The sequence below is a fragment of the Ignavibacteriales bacterium genome (assembly GCA_026390595.1).
Lineage (GTDB): Bacteria > Bacteroidota > Ignavibacteria > UBA10030 > UBA10030 > UBA9647.
Window position 1 is genome coordinate 25083 of sequence record JAPLFQ010000011.1, and the last position, 18369, is coordinate 43451.

Annotated in this window: 13 protein-coding genes; all 13 read right to left on the minus strand. The window is 54.8% G+C overall.

Features of this window, described 5'->3' with window-relative positions; translation table 11 throughout:
* Positions 1-57 precede the first annotated feature (57 nt).
* The 13 genes from NTU47_04845 to NTU47_04905 all read right to left on the minus strand — a co-directional run bounded on the left by NTU47_04845 (position 58) and on the right by NTU47_04905 (position 18324).
* Positions 58-915: an alpha/beta hydrolase family protein gene (locus NTU47_04845; GenBank protein ID MCX6133125.1), complete on the minus strand. Its 858-nt coding sequence runs from the start codon at positions 913-915 to the stop codon at positions 58-60.
* Positions 916-939: 24 nt separating this feature from the next.
* On the minus strand, positions 940-3096 hold the full coding sequence (locus NTU47_04850; GenBank protein ID MCX6133126.1) for a VWA domain-containing protein: 2157 nt from the start codon (positions 3094-3096) through the stop codon (positions 940-942).
* A gap of 32 nt (positions 3097-3128) precedes the next feature.
* The gene (locus NTU47_04855) at positions 3129-4907 is read right to left on the minus strand and encodes a S8 family serine peptidase (protein ID MCX6133127.1); all 1779 of its coding nucleotides are present in this window, start codon (positions 4905-4907) and stop codon (positions 3129-3131) included.
* 22 nt (positions 4908-4929) lie between these two features.
* Positions 4930-5913, minus strand: a complete 984-nt coding sequence (locus NTU47_04860) for a MoxR family ATPase (GenBank protein MCX6133128.1) — start codon at positions 5911-5913, stop codon at positions 4930-4932.
* A 65-nt stretch (positions 5914-5978) separates the two neighbouring features.
* Positions 5979-7274 (minus strand): peptidylprolyl isomerase, encoded by a 1296-nt coding sequence (locus NTU47_04865; GenBank protein ID MCX6133129.1) that lies wholly within the window; start codon positions 7272-7274, stop codon positions 5979-5981.
* 11 nt (positions 7275-7285) lie between these two features.
* Complete coding sequence (locus tag NTU47_04870; GenBank protein MCX6133130.1) at positions 7286-8149, minus strand: peptidyl-prolyl cis-trans isomerase; 864 nt, start codon at positions 8147-8149, stop codon at positions 7286-7288.
* Positions 8136-10136 (minus strand): peptidylprolyl isomerase, encoded by a 2001-nt coding sequence (locus NTU47_04875; GenBank protein MCX6133131.1) that lies wholly within the window; start codon positions 10134-10136, stop codon positions 8136-8138. Before NTU47_04875 ends, NTU47_04870 begins: the two co-directional genes overlap by 14 nt.
* A gap of 153 nt (positions 10137-10289) precedes the next feature.
* The gene (locus tag NTU47_04880; GenBank protein ID MCX6133132.1) at positions 10290-11186 is read right to left on the minus strand and encodes a DUF4340 domain-containing protein; all 897 of its coding nucleotides are present in this window, start codon (positions 11184-11186) and stop codon (positions 10290-10292) included.
* Positions 11183-12730 (minus strand): Gldg family protein, encoded by a 1548-nt coding sequence (locus NTU47_04885; GenBank protein ID MCX6133133.1) that lies wholly within the window; start codon positions 12728-12730, stop codon positions 11183-11185. The genes NTU47_04880 and NTU47_04885 overlap by 4 nt, the downstream gene beginning before the upstream one ends.
* Before the next feature lie 58 nt (positions 12731-12788).
* Positions 12789-13523: an ABC transporter permease subunit gene (locus tag NTU47_04890; GenBank protein ID MCX6133134.1), complete on the minus strand. Its 735-nt coding sequence runs from the start codon at positions 13521-13523 to the stop codon at positions 12789-12791.
* A gap of 135 nt (positions 13524-13658) precedes the next feature.
* Positions 13659-14624 (minus strand): ATP-binding cassette domain-containing protein, encoded by a 966-nt coding sequence (locus NTU47_04895; GenBank protein MCX6133135.1) that lies wholly within the window; start codon positions 14622-14624, stop codon positions 13659-13661.
* A 158-nt stretch (positions 14625-14782) separates the two neighbouring features.
* The gene (locus tag NTU47_04900; protein MCX6133136.1) at positions 14783-17092 is read right to left on the minus strand and encodes a M28 family peptidase; all 2310 of its coding nucleotides are present in this window, start codon (positions 17090-17092) and stop codon (positions 14783-14785) included.
* Positions 17093-17265: 173 nt separating this feature from the next.
* The gene (locus NTU47_04905) at positions 17266-18324 is read right to left on the minus strand and encodes a PA0069 family radical SAM protein (protein ID MCX6133137.1); all 1059 of its coding nucleotides are present in this window, start codon (positions 18322-18324) and stop codon (positions 17266-17268) included.
* Positions 18325-18369: the final 45 nt, after the last annotated feature.

The window sequence follows — 18369 nt, forward strand, 5'->3', positions numbered from 1 at the left end:
GGATATGCCTTATCCTTCCTTTCGTGTCCCTGCGCTCCATCGCATTGTTCAGGTCTATCAGAATTTCAAGATTTCACGCATTCGGAGCAAGAGCGGCTGGATTTCTTTGTCCCAGAACTGCCAGTTGTGCCCCCCCTGCGTTTCATGGTATTCGTAAGCTGCTCCATATGTCCGGAGCAGATCTGTAAACGCTCGGTGTGCGGGAAGGAACGTTCTGTATCCGTCCTGTATCCCAATGGATGTGTAAATGTACGGCAAAGAATCTTTCGATGTCTGCCGGTAGAGGAGAAAGACATCATGCGCGTTCCGGAAACCGCTCGTCTTTTCCCCGAACGCCCGCTTCAGGCTCGGCAACAGTGCGCGCTCCGGCGCCCGGGTCGTGTCATTCATCCCTCTGGGAAAAGCGATGGCTCCGGAGAGAGAGCCCACAAAACCGTATCGGGATGGATGTCTGAGGCTTACCATGAGTGCGCCGTATCCTCCCATCGAGAGCCCTGCAATTCCCTGACGCGTCGAATCAATCGAATACATCGTTTGCACGTAGTGAGGAAGGTCCTTCACCACATAGCTTTCAAACTGGTCGTTCGGTTCGGTGAATGAGTTGACATACCATGAATTCTCCCCGTCCGGCATCACGACAATCATGGGAATGTCTTTGATGTACTCACGGAGCTTCGTCTTCTTCCACCAGTCTTCGTGCCCACCGGTGTAGCCGTGCAACAAATATAGAACGGGATACCGTTTTATGGGGTCATAGGCTGCGGGGAGTAACACCGAGATCTTCTTCGTTCTTCCAAGACTTGGCATGAAGAAACTATCGACCCGGACAATCGGTTGTGCCAAGGCACCCGATGTGAAGAAGATCGTGAAGACGATCAGCGCTGAAGAAAATACGGCAGAGAAGTTTTTTTTCATTTGGGTGAGAGTACTCCTGAAAGATTAGAGCATTCCGTGTTTTTTTCGCAAGAACCATTCCACAGCGAACAGCGCCACCACCGCACCGAGCATCCAGGTTCTGTTCCAGAGTTCAAATTGGCGGGCGGCAGTCACATCTTTTGGGCGGAAATTCCGCAGGGAGGTCAAATCCTCTGCGAGCTGACCCAAATCGCCGCTCTCAAAGTAGCGCCCCCCCGTCCGTGCAGAGATTTGCTGCAAGAGAAGCTTGTTCGCTCTCGTCTCCTGGAACTCCACGTTCAATCCACCGACCGAAAAGGAGCCGCGTTCTTCGCCAAGCTGCCGGCCTCCCTCCGTTGCCCGGGCTGTATACGTGTAGTCCCCTTCCGGAAGAGGGTCGAACGCCCCCTCGAACCGACCGTTTCCCAGCGACGAGAGCGTCAGCTGACTCGCCTGCCCCTTCTGCGAGACTGAGAGAGAGACTTCCGCATCACCGAGGGGACGGTAGGTTTCGTCATACACCTGAGCTGTGAATTCCACCGGTTCTGATCCCGCGAACATTTCTTTTGACGGACGAATCTGTACCGGCTTCTCGTCATCGCGAGTTACAAGCCAGCGGACACTGTTGCTGAAAAGGTTCTCCAGTATTCGCTCCGCTCCCGGGATACCGTCGGAATAACTTTTCCACCGCCACAATCCGTAGCAGAGGATCGCAAGAGATTTCGACCGGTTCACATTCCGGCTGATCATGAGCGGCTCAGTCCCCGGGGACGACTGGACCCGGACCGTAGCGAGAACAACACCCTCGGGCTTCGAACGGAACGGCTCATCCATTGTGAACGAGGGGGGAAGCTTGCCCCACACATCCAACGACGAAGAGACACGGAGAATCGGATTGTTGCGTTGGTTTTCCGCTGCGGCGAGAAAGGTCTGTGTTTCCTCTCCGGGTCGGGCGGGAATGTTGAAGGGAAGAACACTCTGGAGCATCTGCAGTTTCCGAAGATCTGTCGTTCGGCTGAGGACAAACAGCATTCCTTTTCCGCTGCCAGCCGCTGTAGCCACCGTCTGGATCGCCGACACCGAACTTTGTGGACCCGGGTACCCCACGAGCACAACGCATTCGGCCGGACGCACATCCTGGTCAGACAGCACCCCTTCATAGAACTGTCCATTGCCGCGTTCGATGAACGTTTTGACTTCTATATTAGGATCATCCTGAAGCGCGCGCCGGATAGCTGCCACATCCGCGCTGGGCGCGCCGGCGATGAGAACAACCCGCATCTTGCTCTTCAGGACTTTCATGTAGAACGAAGATCTGTTGTTCTGAGCGCTGACTTCGCCCGGCAGCTGCGAAACCTCGACAGTAATTTTCTTCGTTCCGTCCAGGTCAGGAACAAATGAGAGGGGTACATCGTACTCGCGTGTGCCGGGTTCCAGTTGTATTGTCTTGCGGTCAAGGGTCTTCCCCCCCTCGAGCAGAGTCACTTCAACGCGCTCATTGTTCATACCCGAGCTTTTCAACGTCGCGTTCACCGGCACCTTGTTTCCCACGTACGTGATGTTGTTCGCGAGGGCCTTTTGTACCATCACATCATGCGGCTCACTGGTGTCGCCGATGCCGACCGTGAAGACCGGCAACCCTGACTCTTCGGCCTCGAACAGCGGACTGGACCCGCCGGTCGAATTGCCGTCGCTGATGATGAGCACTCCCTGAATATTTCTCTCCGACGTTTGTTCCCTCAACTGCTTCAGGGCGCCGCCGATATCGGTCCCTTCTCCTGTGAATGAAACGGAATCTTTGGCGAAGGACTGTAGGAGATGCAGTTTCGTGTCGAACACTCCATACAGAAGTTCACTGTTTCCATCGACCTTCCTGAGATCGGGCGATGTAAGAGTAGTGAGGAGAGTCTCTTTTCTGTCCCCGCTCTTATCCCGGATCGTCATGCTTCGGGATTGATCGATCAGGACTGCCAACACGGGTCTTTCAGTACGGTGCGAGACGAGAGAAAGGAGCGGCTCGCCAATGAGGAGGAAAAGCAGGAACAGTCCGAGTCCACGCACCCCCATGAGGGTGCCTCGCACACCGCGGGAAACCGGAGGCACGGTGAATCGGTACACGAAGACCGCCAGCAAGCCAGCCGCCACCGCCGCGAGCAGGAGAAGGACAACGTGGTAGGATGTCGTAAGATCAAGATCTGGCATCTCGGCGACCTGTCAGGAAACGGTGAACAAACCTATTTGATGTACAGGATCTTTCGAGAGCCCGTGAATCCGTAGGTAGCGAGGCGGCAGATGTAGACGCCGCTGGACACACGCGTGCCGCTGTCGTTCAGACCATCGTTCCATTCGAAGAAATTCGTCCCCGTGCGGGATTTTCCTTTGTAAAGAGTCCGCACGCGCCGGCCGAGAAGATCATAGACTGCCACGTCGATCACCTGCTCGCCCGGGGCGTCGACGATGATCGTCGTCGAGCCGTTGAAGGGATTCGGATAGTTGTTTCGGAGAACGAATTCTGCGGGAACGCTCCCGCCCCCCGAGCCTCCTACAGCCTTTGACGCATCAAGAAGACCCCAGCCGTAGTAGTTGTTCGGATACGATTGGGTTTTCGCGCTTCCGTCAGCGTATTTCTGGGTTGTGCTGAGCAGACGGGCCCGGACCTGCATAGGCGTGAGGTCAAGGTTTGCAGAGAGCACCAGCGCTGCGACGCCGGCCGCCAGAGGTGTCGCCGCTGACGTGCCGGTGAAATACGGCGTGTAGTCTGAGTCTCCGCTTACCGCAAAATCGTTTATTCCCGGAGCCACGACTTCCGGCTTGGTCCGCCCGTCATATGTGGGACCCGTAAGACTAAACGATGCCAGCGGGCCATCTGCAAACGTCGCTCCGACCGCGAGGATGCTGTCGGCATCGGCGGGGGCATCCAGGGCAAGTTGCCCATCTGTCCTCCGGATCGTTGCGCCGCCGCTGTTTCCCATGGCCGTCACAACAAGCACACCTTTCCTTGCTGCGATGCTCGCTGCTCTCGATGTCGTTGCCGTTTTCCCATTCATATCCGACCACTTGTACCAATCGGAGTAGCCCAGAGAGCTGGAGGTTATATCCACGCCGCGACGCTCCATCCATTCAAGGGCTTCGACGTAGAGATCCTCCTCCAACTGGATTTCGACGCTGTCGATTTCTGTTTTCGCGAGCATGAACGATGCTCCGTAGGCAACACCGACGAGGCGGCCGTTGAAGAATCCTCCGATCTCAGAAAGCGTCGAGGCACCATGGTTCCCTTGTGTGGAATACTCCCCGGGTGAACGCGAAGTATTCGAATCGCGCTGCACAAAGTCGTACTCAGCAATGATCTTGAGATTCTTCAGCGCAGGGTGCGTTCGGTGAGCGTTGAAACCGTCATCCAGAACCCCGATGATCACCCCCGTTCCCGTGAAACCGCGAGAGTGCACATCCGGCACTTTGAGCGCGTTCAACTGGGCAAACGATTCTCCGTAGTCGATGCCGGCGATCGATTCCTTCTTCAACATAGGACCCTGAAGGAGAGGCACTGATTCCTGCTGCTGTTTGAAAAAGACAGGGACGGGTGACACGGAGGCTACGAACGGGAGTGTGGCAACCGAGGAGCGCTGGGCATCTGTGAGCTCGGCTGAAACCGCATTGAGCCATCGCGAGGCAGATCTGACCACGACGCCACGTGAACGCAATTGTTCGAGGTACGACTGCTCGGGAGGAAGATCGAGCTCATCGATGAGACGATCCGCTGGAAGCACCTTGCTCCGTCTCCAAAGAGCCCGTTCGGTGATCCCCAGCGAAGCGGGATTTGCTTTCGTGAGGGTGACCGAAGGCCCGCGATCGCGCAATGTTATCCAACATCGCTGCGGTTGCGCGGCGGTCGTGAAGTTGAGACAGAATGAGAGAACAACAACAGGAAGGAATACCGTGACGCCGCGAACGTTCCAGGTCGGAGTTTGCCTCTGCCAGCTGAACAGTATCAACCGACTTGCCGCTCTTCTCATCGATTCTCCGGCCGCGGCCTGTTCACGATCCAGACTCACTCACGAGTCTTTCGATAATTTGAATTGCAGACACACCCTCCGCCTCGGCGTTGAAGCTTGTCACAATCCGGTGTCGGAGCACCGGAGCAGCCAGAACTTTGACATCGTTGATATCGGGTGTATGCCGGCCCGAGAGAATCGCACGGGTCTTTGCCCCGAGGATGAGATACTGTGAAGCCCGTGGTCCGGCTCCCCATCTAATCCAATTCTTGATGAAGGACGGAGCCGAGGCTACCGTGGGGCGCGTCCGATCTACGAGCGTGACAGCGTATTCGATGACATTGTCTGCCACCGGAACGCGGCGAACAAGATCCTGAAATTCGATTATTTCCTTGGCACTAAGTATGCGTTTCAAATCGGGCTTGTAGGGGCTCGTCGTTGACTTCACGATGGCGACCTCCTCATTGAAGGAGGGATAGTCAAGCCAGAGGTTGAACATGAAACGGTCGAGCTGTGCCTCGGGCAGGGGATAGGTTCCCTCCTGCTCGATCGGGTTTTGTGTCGCCAGGACGAAGAACGGTTCCTGGAGCGCGTACGTCTGCCCGGCGGCGGTTACGTGGTGCTCCTGCATCGACTCCAGGAGTGCGGCCTGGGTCTTCGGAGGCGTGCGGTTGATTTCATCTGCGAGAATGATGTTCGCGAAGACGGGACCCTGAACGAATTTGAACGCCTTCTGTCCAGTCCCCACATTCTCCTCAATGATCTCGGTGCCGGTAATATCGCTCGGCATCAGATCCGGCGTGAACTGGATGCGGCTGAACCTGAGGTCCAATGCTTCCGAGAGCGTTTTGATCAGGAGGGTTTTGGCGAGGCCTGGTACCCCAATCAGCAGGCAGTGACCCCGCGAAAGGAGCGCGATCAGGAGATGTTCGATCACCCTGTCCTGTCCGACAATGACCTTGGCGATCTCAGACCGGATATCGGAATAGGCTTTGGAGAGTTCGGAAACAACTTTGACGTCGTTCATGCCATTCGGTGTCCCTGCAATTGACGGTGTACTCCCTGCGATCCGGTGTTCTTGGAGGGCCAGGCTTAGAGGCGCGGCTCCCAGTAGATACTCTTTTTAAGCTCCTCGATCCACTCGCTGTTCAGCCGATTGCGTTTCATGTACAGCGCCATCTGTTCAACGCGCTTATAGTCATCGGTGAGATTGACGGCATGCGGCTGCGTACGTTTCTTGAGCAGGACAATTTGGTATCCGTACGAAGCTTTGAGCGACACTCGATGGGGCTGACTGATCTCTCCCGCGTTGAGACCTTTGACGACAGGCGCGAACTCGGCCTCGAGTTGATCGACAGCGACAGTTCCGAGGTCGCCGCCAAGAGCTTTTGTATCATCATCTTCAGAGTACTTACGGGCAAGCTCGGCAAACGCTTCTCCCTTCAGAGCACGATCCCGTATCTCGCGCAGTCTGACGACTGCGGCCGTGTCGCTGATCGGTCCTTTTTCTGTACGCAACAGGATATGCCTGGCATGAACGGATTCACCTCTGCGCTCGAGCAATTGAATCAGGTGATACCCGAACTCCGTCTTGACCACAGGGGAAACTTCTTTCTCTTTGAGGGCGAACACAGCTTGTTCAAACTCGGGGACAAATACCACGCCGCGCTTTGCCCAACCGAGGTCGCCGCCGCCCGTCGCGCTTCCATCCTGTGAATACCGGCGTGCAAAGTCGGCGAAGTCTCCGCCGGCGACGATGCTGTCACGAAACGCATTGAGCTTCTGACGCGTTTGCACTTCCAGCGAAGAATCCGGTTTCGGCACAATGAAGATGTGACTCAGGTCGAGCTCCTCGGGTACTTTCGGCAGACTATCTCTATAGGACGCGTAGAATTCCTCCGCTTCCCGCCTCGCGATCTGAATATTCGCCTCACGCTGCTGGCGCACGCGTTGAATGAGCAGCTGCTTGCGCATCTCCGGTTTGTATTCGCGCTTCATCCTTGCAACCGGCTTTCCGTAGATCTGTTCGAGTTGCTTCTCGGATCCCGCCTGCCGGACAAAATTCTGGAACTGCTGATCGAGCATCCTCATGACCTCTTCGTCCGTGACGTTGATGCTGTCGATAATTGCCTGGGCCAGCACGAGCTTATCCGCGATCAACCCGTCGAGGATTTGCTTTCGTAAGCCGGGAGTTTTCGGATCCACTCGATTTTGTAGAGCGATGTACGAAATCCGCTCCTGGAGGTCCGACTCTGTGATGATCTCCTTGTCGACGACCGCCACAATACGATCGACGGCTGTCTGCGCGGCAAGGCTGCTCGTCATCGAAAGCACTACAACGATGGCCCAAACAACGTGCGGCAAAACTGATGGTTGTCGTCCCTTCATTGGTGTTTCTCCTATCTCGCAAAATTGGTTGAACTGGTATCCACCTGATCACTGACCATCAGCTCAACAGCATGTGTTGATCGCAGCCGCTCGAGCAAACCGGCGAGCGCCTGACGCCGACGATCGATCGTCAGCCGGCTCCGGATCTCACGCTCTACATACGCCCGATCGGCAATCTGCCCCTGGCGGCCGAGTTTCCAGACAACCAGAATGAACGAACCTTCGTCGGTATGAACCGGGAATGACGGTTCCGGCTTCGTCGATGCAGACGCGACACGCCAGAGTTCAGCCGGAAGGAGTGTGGTTTGCGAATAATATACAGAGTCCATCTTCGCAAGGACCATCGACGATTGTTTCGCATCGGCCATCACCTCGCGCACTGCCTGCGACCACGGTGTTCCCTTCAGCACGACCGTGCGAAACGCGTTGGCTGCATCGCGATCGGTAAACTGGAGGAAACTGACCAAAGCGACGTCTGTCGGGAGCGTGAATTCCCTGGTATGGGCTGTATAGTACTGCGCGATCTCCTCCGGAGTGTTTTCGACGGAGCTTTGAGTATAGACCTCAGCCTGTAAGAGGGCGTTGATCGCGAACTGGCGCTTCGCTTCCTCGATCTGCGTCCGCACAGGCTCTTTGTTGTCCAACCCTCTTCGGACGGCTTCGCGGTACAGAATCTCGTCGTTGATCCATCGCCGCGCGAACTCCCCGACTTGAGCAGAGGTTACCCCGCGCGTCGAATCCAATCGCGCTCGCACCTCTTCCAGCGTCAAGGTCCGGTCGTCAATCCGGGCGACGGGTCGCTGGCCGGAGTCCCTGGAACCACAGCCCGCGACAAACGCGAGACAGAGTGCGAAAACAAGTCTACTGCGCGGCAACGGGTTTCCTCTTGAAGGCTTCCAGCAGAAGCGGTTTGTTGAAGGTAACGGGGTACCGTGATTTCAGATCAGCGACCCATTCCTCCTGCCGGAGTTTCGAAGCATACTCCTGGTAGGCGCTCATCACCTCCGGCATCGCCTCCTCAAAGGTCTTGATGCGTGCGGGTTCCTTTGCAGTTACTTTGATGATCGACCAGCCGTCCGGATGATCGAACGGGCGAGAAATGCTGTCCACAGGCAGCAACGCGGCATAGCGCGAGAAAATATTCACCGAGTCCGGCGTCAATCCCCAGACTCCCTTCTTTTCCTTGTACCCCGAGCGCATGGTATACTTTTCGGCAACTTCACTGAAGTCTTTCCCCATCTTGATTTCATTGTACGCCGCCTTCACCAGACTGTCCGTTGTGGTGAAGATCTCCGCAAAATTCACCCTGTTCGGCCACAGGTATTTTTCCTTGTGCTGGTCGTAGTAGACTCGGAGGAGCGAATCGTTCACGACAACTTTCTTCCAGACCTCATCTTGCTCGATGCGATAAAGAAGAATGCCGTCCTGGTATTCTTTGAGGAGCTTCGAAAATGCCGGATAGCGTTGCGGCACTTGCCGGGCATGTTCTTCCATCATCTTGACTTCAGAAAGACGCTCCATCATGTGCTGCACGTTCTTCGGCGTCAGAAGCATCGACTTGAACTCCGCCGAGTTGTTGAGATGCTCCACGAAATCCCCGACCGTGGCAGGCCGGCCTTCACAGGTCAGCAGAACTTTCTTCCGCATTGCAGGCGTGAGCGTGTCGCTCCAGGTCCACGACGCCGGCGTTTGCGTCGAGTCGAACGCGCTCATCAGCTGAACGATAGCCAGAGTGTCAAACGTCAGCTTGTACTGCCGCGCGAGACCCCGGACGAATCTCTGATAGTCCGTCTGATAGCGCATCTGGTTGTACTGGTCGCGCAGTTCCTTCTCCATTTCTGCGAAGGGCGGGATGCTTTTGAAACCCGTAATTTTGAAAATGTGATAGCCGTACGGCATCTGGTACGGCGGGATGACAGAATCGACCGGCGTATTGAAAAAGAGGTTTTCAATGGCCGGTGGTATCCGGCCGCGATCGTAGTATCCGATGTCTCCGCTGTTCACCTGGGAACCCGCATCCTCCGTGTAGCGTCTGGCGGCCTCAGCAAAATCCAATCCTCCTTTGACAAGCGTATAAATCGCCTTCACGGAATCCTTCACGACCGTGCTGTCTTCTGGAGTGTCTTTGAACCGCCGCAGAATGTGGCTCACCCGCACGGCGCCTTTGTTAGCCTGGCGGCCCGTCAACTTGATGATGTGATAGCCAAACTGAGTCCTCACGGGGGAAGTCGTGTATTCACCTACCTTCAATCCGAAGCAGGCATCTTCAAAGTCGGGCACCATCTTGCCGGAGGTAAAGTAGCCGAGGTCCCCGTGATTAAGGGCCGCGCTCTGATCATCCGAGTACGTCGTGGCGAGTGAGTCAAAGACCGAGGTAGGGATCAATCCGATGACCATGGTCGCCTTGTTGTACGCAGCGAGCGTGTCCGCTGGCGGAGCATCCGGATTCAGCCTGATCAGGATATGGCTTGCCCTGAGTTCCTCTTTTTTCCGGTCGTACAGTTGCCGGGTCTTTGGTGCAACGATTTCTTTTTCCAGCATGAAGGACGTTGCGACGGTGACCTCATATCCTTCAAGCTCGGCCTTGATCGTCGAATCGGTCATCAGTCCGCGGTCGTTCGCCTGCTGAACCTTGAGCCTGAATTTGACCAGCAAATCCAGGAATTTTTCCCGGTCCTCATAACTGGAGGTGGTCGCTTTCTCCCACCCGCCATTGTTTTTCGCATAGCTGTCTTCGAATTCTTCAAGCGTGAGGGGGGTGTTTCCAATCCTGGCAACCGCTGCCGGGCCGGATCCAGCGCACCCCGCCAGAAACAGGGCTGAACAAACAGCCAAAGGCACGAAACGGATATATCTTTGCATGGAATTAATGACGAACCTCCAATTGGAATTGTAATGTATTGAAAAAGCCTTCCTATACCCCAAAGCGTTGAAAATTAACCAAATTTGAAGCACCAAGCAAGGGATTAATCCCCCAATCGGGAGATGAGAAGAGGCGAACACTCTTGTTTTGTTCTACTTGGGAGACTTCAGGATGTCTTTCTTTCGCATCAGGATCTGGTTTGCATGCCAATTCTGCATCTCGAACCACTGCGGCGATGCGGAAGATCTGACGAAATACTTCTCATTCCCTTTGACGTAGAAGAAGGTGAGTTGTGTTCCCGCGAACGAGATTTGAGCGGTTGGTTTGGTGGGGTGTGTAGTGAGCGAATCGACGAAATCGTCGGCCTGGATGTTTGAAAGAGACGAGAGAAGACTGCTTACGACTCCTTCCTGTGTCGAATCCCTCCCGATGGTCCAAGCGCCGTCCCTGAAGGCAAGCACAAAGGTCGTGTCACCGTACTGGTAGCGAACCTCTTTGATGGTTTCTTTCGGCACCGACAGAATTGTGCGATCGCGCCATTCTTTGACCGGCCGATTGAACACAAAGGACGACGCGCCGCTCACGAGCGCAACTTCATTCGATGCGGCACGCCGGGCGTACATGTCAGAGTAACTGCTCCCGGCCTTTCCCAGAATGAACGCCCCTTTTTCGGCGCCCCCTTGCATCAATCTGACCAGCGTTCCCGTCGCCGTATCCACTTGGAACACGGCGTGCTTGTCGGGCTTGTTCGAAACGATATTGTCAATTCGAAGAGTTCTGGCGCTATGGATCAATGTCGCTACGTTCGATTGATCTGCTTTGTACGAGACCGGAGACTCGACGAACCATTCGACTCCCTTCTTCTCAAGAACGACGCTTGCGGTCGGTGATTTGATTTCAATCCTGTCAAGGGCGATTGAATCGACGGAAGCCAGCATTTCGCTGTTCTCGCCCGTCGAGCTTCGCTCACCCGGCTTTTGCATCACGAAATATGCGATGATGATCAGAACCGCAAGCAAGCCAAGCAAGACGTAGGTATTGCGTGTCATAAAGACTGAGCCTCCATTGCTTTCTTGAATGCGACGCGTTTTCGCCAGCGAAACAGGCCATACATGACGATAAGCACCGGCGGACCGATGAGGTTGGCATATTTCAGGGCCCGCTTGGTCCCGTCCGCGATCTGATCGAGTGGCGGAGTCGCGACGTTCTTCGAGCGAATTGTGATCAACCCGGCATCGTCTGCAAGATAGTCGATGATATTGGCAAAGAACGTCAGGTTCCCCTTGTTGCCAAGCATTTCATCTTTCATGAAGTCGCCATCACCAGCGACAAGGATGCGCGTCTCCGGGCTTGAGGCGACCGCCGCGGCCGGCTGCTTGCCGACAAAGAAACTCTTGAACGAACCCTCGATGATCGCTGCGAGCGGAATGCCATTCTCACCCAGATCGGCAGCTGTGTAGCGCTGGAATGGGTCAATCATGAACATCCCGGTCTGGCGACCGCTATGCTTCGAAGATCGGACGAGCACCTCGGATTTCAATCCCTTCGATGCCGCTCCACTGGTGTCGACCGAGCTGACAAAATGCAGGATTACTCCCTGCAGATCTTTCACGATCGGATTACCGCCATTGAAGTTCGAGGCGACCGGAATGTACGGGAAGGGAACCTGGCTCTGGAAGGTGTAGTCTCCCTGTTGCTGCATCACCGAGATGTTGGCGCACTGAGCATCGCGGACGAGATCTGGGTTCACGCCTACGCCGTATTGCTGCAGCATCCCATCCAACCCGATATCCAGAGGCTGGCCCATGCGCATCTGGAGGTTCGCGTTCACCCGGTTCAGAAGAAACGCGACCTTTCCGCCCCTCATGAGGTACTGATCGATCTGGTACTGCGCGCTGTCCTGCAGCCGACGCTGCGGCGCGATGACAAGCAGCGCTGCAATGTCCGAAGGGACCGCCTCTCCCTTGCTGAGATCGACCGGGATGAGATCGTACTGCTGCGTTTCGGCCTGGTAGGCCTGACGCATGGCGCTCACCTCCGTCTCACCATGCCCGGTGGTGTAACCGACTTTCTTTTTCGCCTTCGATGTGAGGCGCTTCAGTGCGCTGCTGATGTCGTACTCCAGCGTACTGAGATTTTGCACCACAGGGAGGACTTCCTTCCTGTCCTCATACAGAAGCAACAGTCCCAGGTAGCCGCGTTTCACCTCAAGCTTGTCCTCGTTCACCACCTGCACCTGTACCGGCGAGATCCCCTGCTGCTGGGCATCCTGCTCTCCCTTTTCCCCCTGGGGGCTGATGAATTCGAACTGCAGGTTTCCCCTGGAATATGCCTTGTAATCGTTCAAAATATCGAGGACGGACCGCCGATTGTTGTTGTACGGGGCAGGAAGGTCCTCAGTAAAGAACGCCTTGACCGTGACGCGGTCGTCCAGGGATCCGACAATCTTCTTGCTTGCATCAGAGAGTGTGTAGACACCTTGCGACGTCAGGTCCAGTCTTCCGAAAAGCCGGATCGAGATGAAATTGAGGACTACCAAGATCCCGAGCACCAAAAGTACGCGGACAAGCAGTTGAGACTTCTTGTTTTTCATAATCAATCAGTTGAGATAATTTCTGTTTGCCAGTCTCCAGAAGACGATGGATATCGGTTTACCACCGCCGCCGGCCGAGCGAGAGAACCGTCAGATACAGCATGAACCCGAGCAGCGATATGAAATAGATGAGATCCCTCGAATCGATCACACCACGGGCCATATTCGAAAAATGATAATCGATACCCAGAAACTCGATGCTGCCGGCAAGTGACGCTGGAACATAGATGAGAATCTTGTCAAGCATGAAGAGAGCGAACACAAACACGAAGCCGATAATAAATGCAATCACCTGATTCTCCGTGAGGCTCGATGCAAACAGGCCAATCGCGACATAGACTCCGGCCGTCAGCAGAAGTCCGAAGTACCCACCGATCACGGGTCCGTTGTCGATGTTGCCGATCGACGTTATGGTCAGGTAGTAGACGAGTGTCAGGAGAAGCGCCACGCCGATAAGGGCCCACGCGGCAAGAAACTTTCCGAGGACTATCTCCGAATCATGCAGCGGCTTGGTGGTCAGCAGCTCAATCGTCCCGCTCTTCTTCTCTTCTGAGATCAATTTCATCGTGATTGCAGGTACGACGAACAGAAATATCAGGGGCACAAGCTCAAACATCAGTCGGAGCGTGGCGACGTTGGCCAGAAAGAGATTGCTTGTGTGAAACCAGCCGATGATTGCAAGAAACACAACAAGAACCACGTACGCGATCGCTGAATTAAAGTATGACTGCAGCTCGCGTCGAAAAATCGTTCGCGTGTTGCGCCACGAAGTCTGGAGTTCGGTTTTGGTCATTGCGGTTACCAAGGTAGCACTTACGGTTTTGAGTTTGGAGTTTGGAGCTTCAGTTTCCAGGTTTCAAGTCCATGGTTGCAGGTTTTTTTCGATTCACTACTCACGGTTCACGAATCACGGCTCACTTTTCCCGTCTCACGTCTCCCGCCTTACGTCTTCTGTTTGTGTCAGCTTATGGAACACTTCTTCCAGGCTCGTCCCTTTTCGCGACATCTCCAGCAACACCCACTGCTGGGCGACCGCCTGTCTGAACAACTCTTCGCGCACGTCGTTCCCCTTGGCGACCCCAACGGAGAACCGATGCAGGTTGTCTGCGCCACCGCTGTATTCAACAGACTCTACACCTTCGATCGATTTCAGTTTCGGAAGCAACTCAGCCATCGGATCGGCCACCGCCGCCTTGATTTCGATCATCACGGATTCGGAACCGTGGAATTTTTCCCTAAGCTCCGACGGCGTCCCGTCCGCGACGATCGACCCCTCATTCACGATGATGACACGATCGCACGTTGCCTGCACCTCAGAGAGAATATGTGTCGAGAGAATGACTGTCTTTGCCCGCCCCAGTTGCTTGATGAGATTACGGATCTCGACGATCTGGTTGGGATCGAGTCCGCTGGTCGGTTCATCCAGAATTAACACCTCCGGTTCATGGATCATCGCCTGTGCAAGACCCACACGCTGCCGGTATCCTTTCGAGAGTTCACCGATGTCTTTGTGACGGACGTCTTTCAATCCGCACACCTCGACCATATGTGCGAGCTGCTGCCGCGTCCTTCCCTTGTCAAGACCGTGCAGTTGCGCAGCATACTCGAGATACGCCACCACGTTCATGTCCAGGTACAACGGGTTCAATTCAGGCAGATAGCCGATCTTCCGCCTCACCTCGAGCGAATGGTCCGCTATCGAATAGCCATCGACGTCCACCGTGCCGGACGTTGGCGGCATGTAGCAGGTGATGATCTTCATCGTCGTCGTTTTCCCCGCCCCGTTCGGACCGAGGAATCCGAGGATTTCGCCTGTCTTCACATCGAACGAGATATCGTCGATGGCCGGCTCTTGACCATAGTACTTCGTAAGATTGCGAACTGTAATTGCCATGGGCGTTGTGCGTGTGTGTAGTGAAACGGATTAAAGAAGACTGCAGACCTCACAATGTGCTGTTCCGTAACAGCGGCGATGCAAGTGTATCAAGAAAGAGGAAAGAAATCAAGGACTGCAGGAACCGGCAGCATTAAAAATTCTCCATCATCCCGGACCTATTTCGCCGAAGGTGCGCTGGGTCTTGCCGCCTCCGCGGCTATCGTCAGCATCAGTTGTGTAGCGTTGCGCACGAGATTTGCGTCGAGTTTGTCGGAGGTATCCGAGGACTTATGATAGAACGGATCAAAACCTCCCCAAATTTCCATCGCGGTCCCTTCTGATAGGTCGATAGCCGAATACCCCTGGCGTATGAACGACTCGTGATCACTTCCGCCCATAGCTGCCGTATGTGCATCGAGGATGAATCCGAGAGCGTAGCGACCATTGAAGAGAAGTGTCGAATCCATCAGGGGTGTCCATTCTTTCCCCGTGCTCACCGCAATTCGGTTTGGATCACCCAGGACCGGGTAACCAATCATGTCGGCGTTGACAACAGTCACGATATTGCGTCCATTCCTTCTTGCATCCTGCGCATAGATGCCGCTTCCTACCAGTCCCCTCTCCTCGGCAGCCGCAGCAAGAAACCGAATCGTACGTTCGAACTTGTATCGGCTGCAAATTCGCGCAACTTCCAGCACTGCCGCCGTCCCACTCGCATTGTCATTCGCACCCGGGACATCACTGTGTGCCGAGTCATAGTGCCCTACGAGAATCACCTCACCCGCATACGGATTTGATCCCTTGAGTGTCGCGCAGAGATTCCGGGAACGAAGCGGAGCAAAAGTACTTAGCTTTGACGAAAGTGATTTCCAAGTGTTCCCCCGATCGTGACTGATGAGCAACTCTCCATTCACACCGGAACCGAGGGCTACATTTCCGTTCCCGCTGCTGAGTTTCCGTATCGGCTGGAGCTCTTTTCGTGCTTCCGCCCAGTGTCGGCCACCGTCGCTGGTCTCAATAGGATGGCTGGAAATGCCTGCATCGGTAATCCACCCTTTTTGCGCGGTCGCGAAGAGCATGCCCGAAGGACGCAATTCATTCCTTTCAATCCGAGACCATTTCCATGTTCTCCCGCCATCATTCGTCCTGAGCAAGATTGCATTGTCACTGAGAAGCATTCCTCGTTCTCGGTCGAGGAACTGAATGTGAAACAGATTGCACGAGATACCCAAAAGAACTTGCGACCACGTTTTCCCCCCATCTGATGAGTGCAGCAACACTCCGCCTGAGCCGATAACCCACAAGTTCTTGGAGTTCAACGCTTCAATACCATGCAGATTTGCTACGCTTGGAGTACGAACACGTTGCCACCGGTTTCCGCCGTTCTCCGTCCTCAGAATGATCCCATTGTTTCCAACCACGATTGCTTCCTGAGGAGAGAGGCACCGAATATCGGAAAACCACGTGACAGTGTCTGGCCGTTGGACGATCCACGATTGGCCTCCATCGGTCGTACGAAGGATCCGATTCATCGCGCTGATCGCGAAGCCGATGCGGTCATCGAAGAATGCAAGGCGTAGGAACGGTTCCCTGCCAGTATAGCGACACTTCCATGATCCTCCTCCATCGGTCGAGCTGAACAGCTCACCCTGGTAGTCGGAGCAGAACAACGTGCGGTCGTTCACTACTTGCACATGCCAAAATGTTCGCGAGACTTCGCCGAACCTGAGCGACTCGACGTCAAGACCATACCCTTTGAATTTCCTGATGATCAATTCTGCAGCAGAGTCCTCCTGCGGCGAATATTCTACTCTCGTACCAAATTTCTCGAGTTGGCGGATGTTGCCGAGGAGAGAGTCCGATGAGACAGAACGTATCATGTTCTTTATCATGATGTTTGGCTGACCCGCCGGGGTCGAAGTGATTCGCTCTACTCGCCTTCGTTGCGCCGCATCCTGAATGGGTTGCAGCCTGAACCTTTTGCGCATAAGTTGTCGGGCATCCCGCTGTGAAACCTCGACGCGATACGTATTCTGAGTGTGCTGAAGAACTTTCAGCTTCGGGGCGATTTTGTGGACATCCTCAATCGTCCGCCCCTGGAAGAGCCCGAGCGTCGCAAGAGTGATCTCATCTTCTCCGCGGAAGTTTTCATAGGTGGGGTACAAGGCATATGCCGCCGCGAGAAATCCGAACACGTACCTGAGTGCCTTCGTCCACGAAATCCCCGGAATCCTCGGGTAGAGGCTTTTTGCGAAACCCCAACCGATGAGGGAAAGACCGACGCCGATTGCAACGAGAACAAACCGTGGCGATTCCATTCCGATCTTAGCCCGAGAGATGATTCTGAACACAAAGACCCATACGACAATCACTTCAGCGAGAATCGCCACAGCGAAGATCTTCTTCACGAGATCCATTGAAATTGATTTCGTCTCTGGCTCAGGAAGGGACCCTGTATTCGGGCGTTCGGAATTGTCGGTCGGCATACTCATGCTCCGGAGAGAATTCGAGATGAACCATCACGGTGTGATATCTTCAGACCGGTGGAAGAGAACCGGCTGAGACATCAGGTTGAGTTGAGGGGGATTGAACAGAAGCTACTGCATTGTAGCTGCAATATCAACGCTAACAGGAGAGTGGGAATCAGGCGATGGTGTAGCTAGAAGATTTCCATCTGTGCATCGGCAGGTGAACGAAACTGGTCTGTCGAAAGTGACGCCTTCGCGTCGTTCAGGTGCAGCCGCTTGCAGACTGTGTGGAACAGCTGCCCAATGGCCTCGGCAATTTGTCCCTCGCCCCTGAGCCGTTCGCCGAAGTCGGAGCATGAGAGGTTTCCGTTGCGGATGTCGCGTATGCGGTTAACAATTGCCGGAGCACGCTCGGGCATTTCCCGCTGCAGCCAATCGATGAACAGGTCCTTCACGGCATTGGGAAGCCGTACCATGGTAGAGCTGGCATACCTCGCCCCGCGGCGTGCGGCTTCCTGCACGATTGATGGAATCTCAGTGTCGTTCAAACCAGGGATGATCGGACACACGTTTACTCCGACAGGGATACCTGCCGTGGCAAGCATCTCGACCGTTTCAAGCCTCTTCGCCGGCGTGGATGTCCGCGGTTCCATCCGCCGGATGAGATCATGGTTGAGAGACGTGATACTGAGTGTGACAAGGACGAGATTGAGCGACGCGAGTTGTTTCAGGATATCGATATCACGCTGGACGAGCGCGTTCTTCGTGACGATCGAGACCGGATTGCGGTATTGAAGAAAGACTTCAAGACATTTTCGCGTGAGTCCGAGTTTTCGCTCAATGGGCTGGTAACAATCGGTATCCCCGGACATCATGACGATTTGCGGCTTCCAGTTCCGGTTTCGGAATTGCTTTTCCAGGAGCACATGCGCATCGTGCTTGACCATGATCTTGGTCTCGAAGTCCAATCCTGAAGAGAAACCGAGATATTCGTGCGTCGGGCGCGCGTAACAATAGATACAACCACGCTCGCACCCGCGGTATGGATTCAGGCTGTACGTGAACGGGATATCGGGACTATCGTTTTTCGCGAGGATGGACTTTGTGTGATCGCTGTAGAATTTGGTGAGGACGTCTCGATCGGGCTCGGGATCTATGAAATACTGAGCCAGATCTTCCCCTACTTTATCAACGGTGACGGATTCAAACCGGTTCGGAGGATTAAAACCCGCACCGCGTCCCTTTTTCATTTCTTCCCGTCTCACAATGCCTTCCTCTCGGGTTTGTTTCACTCA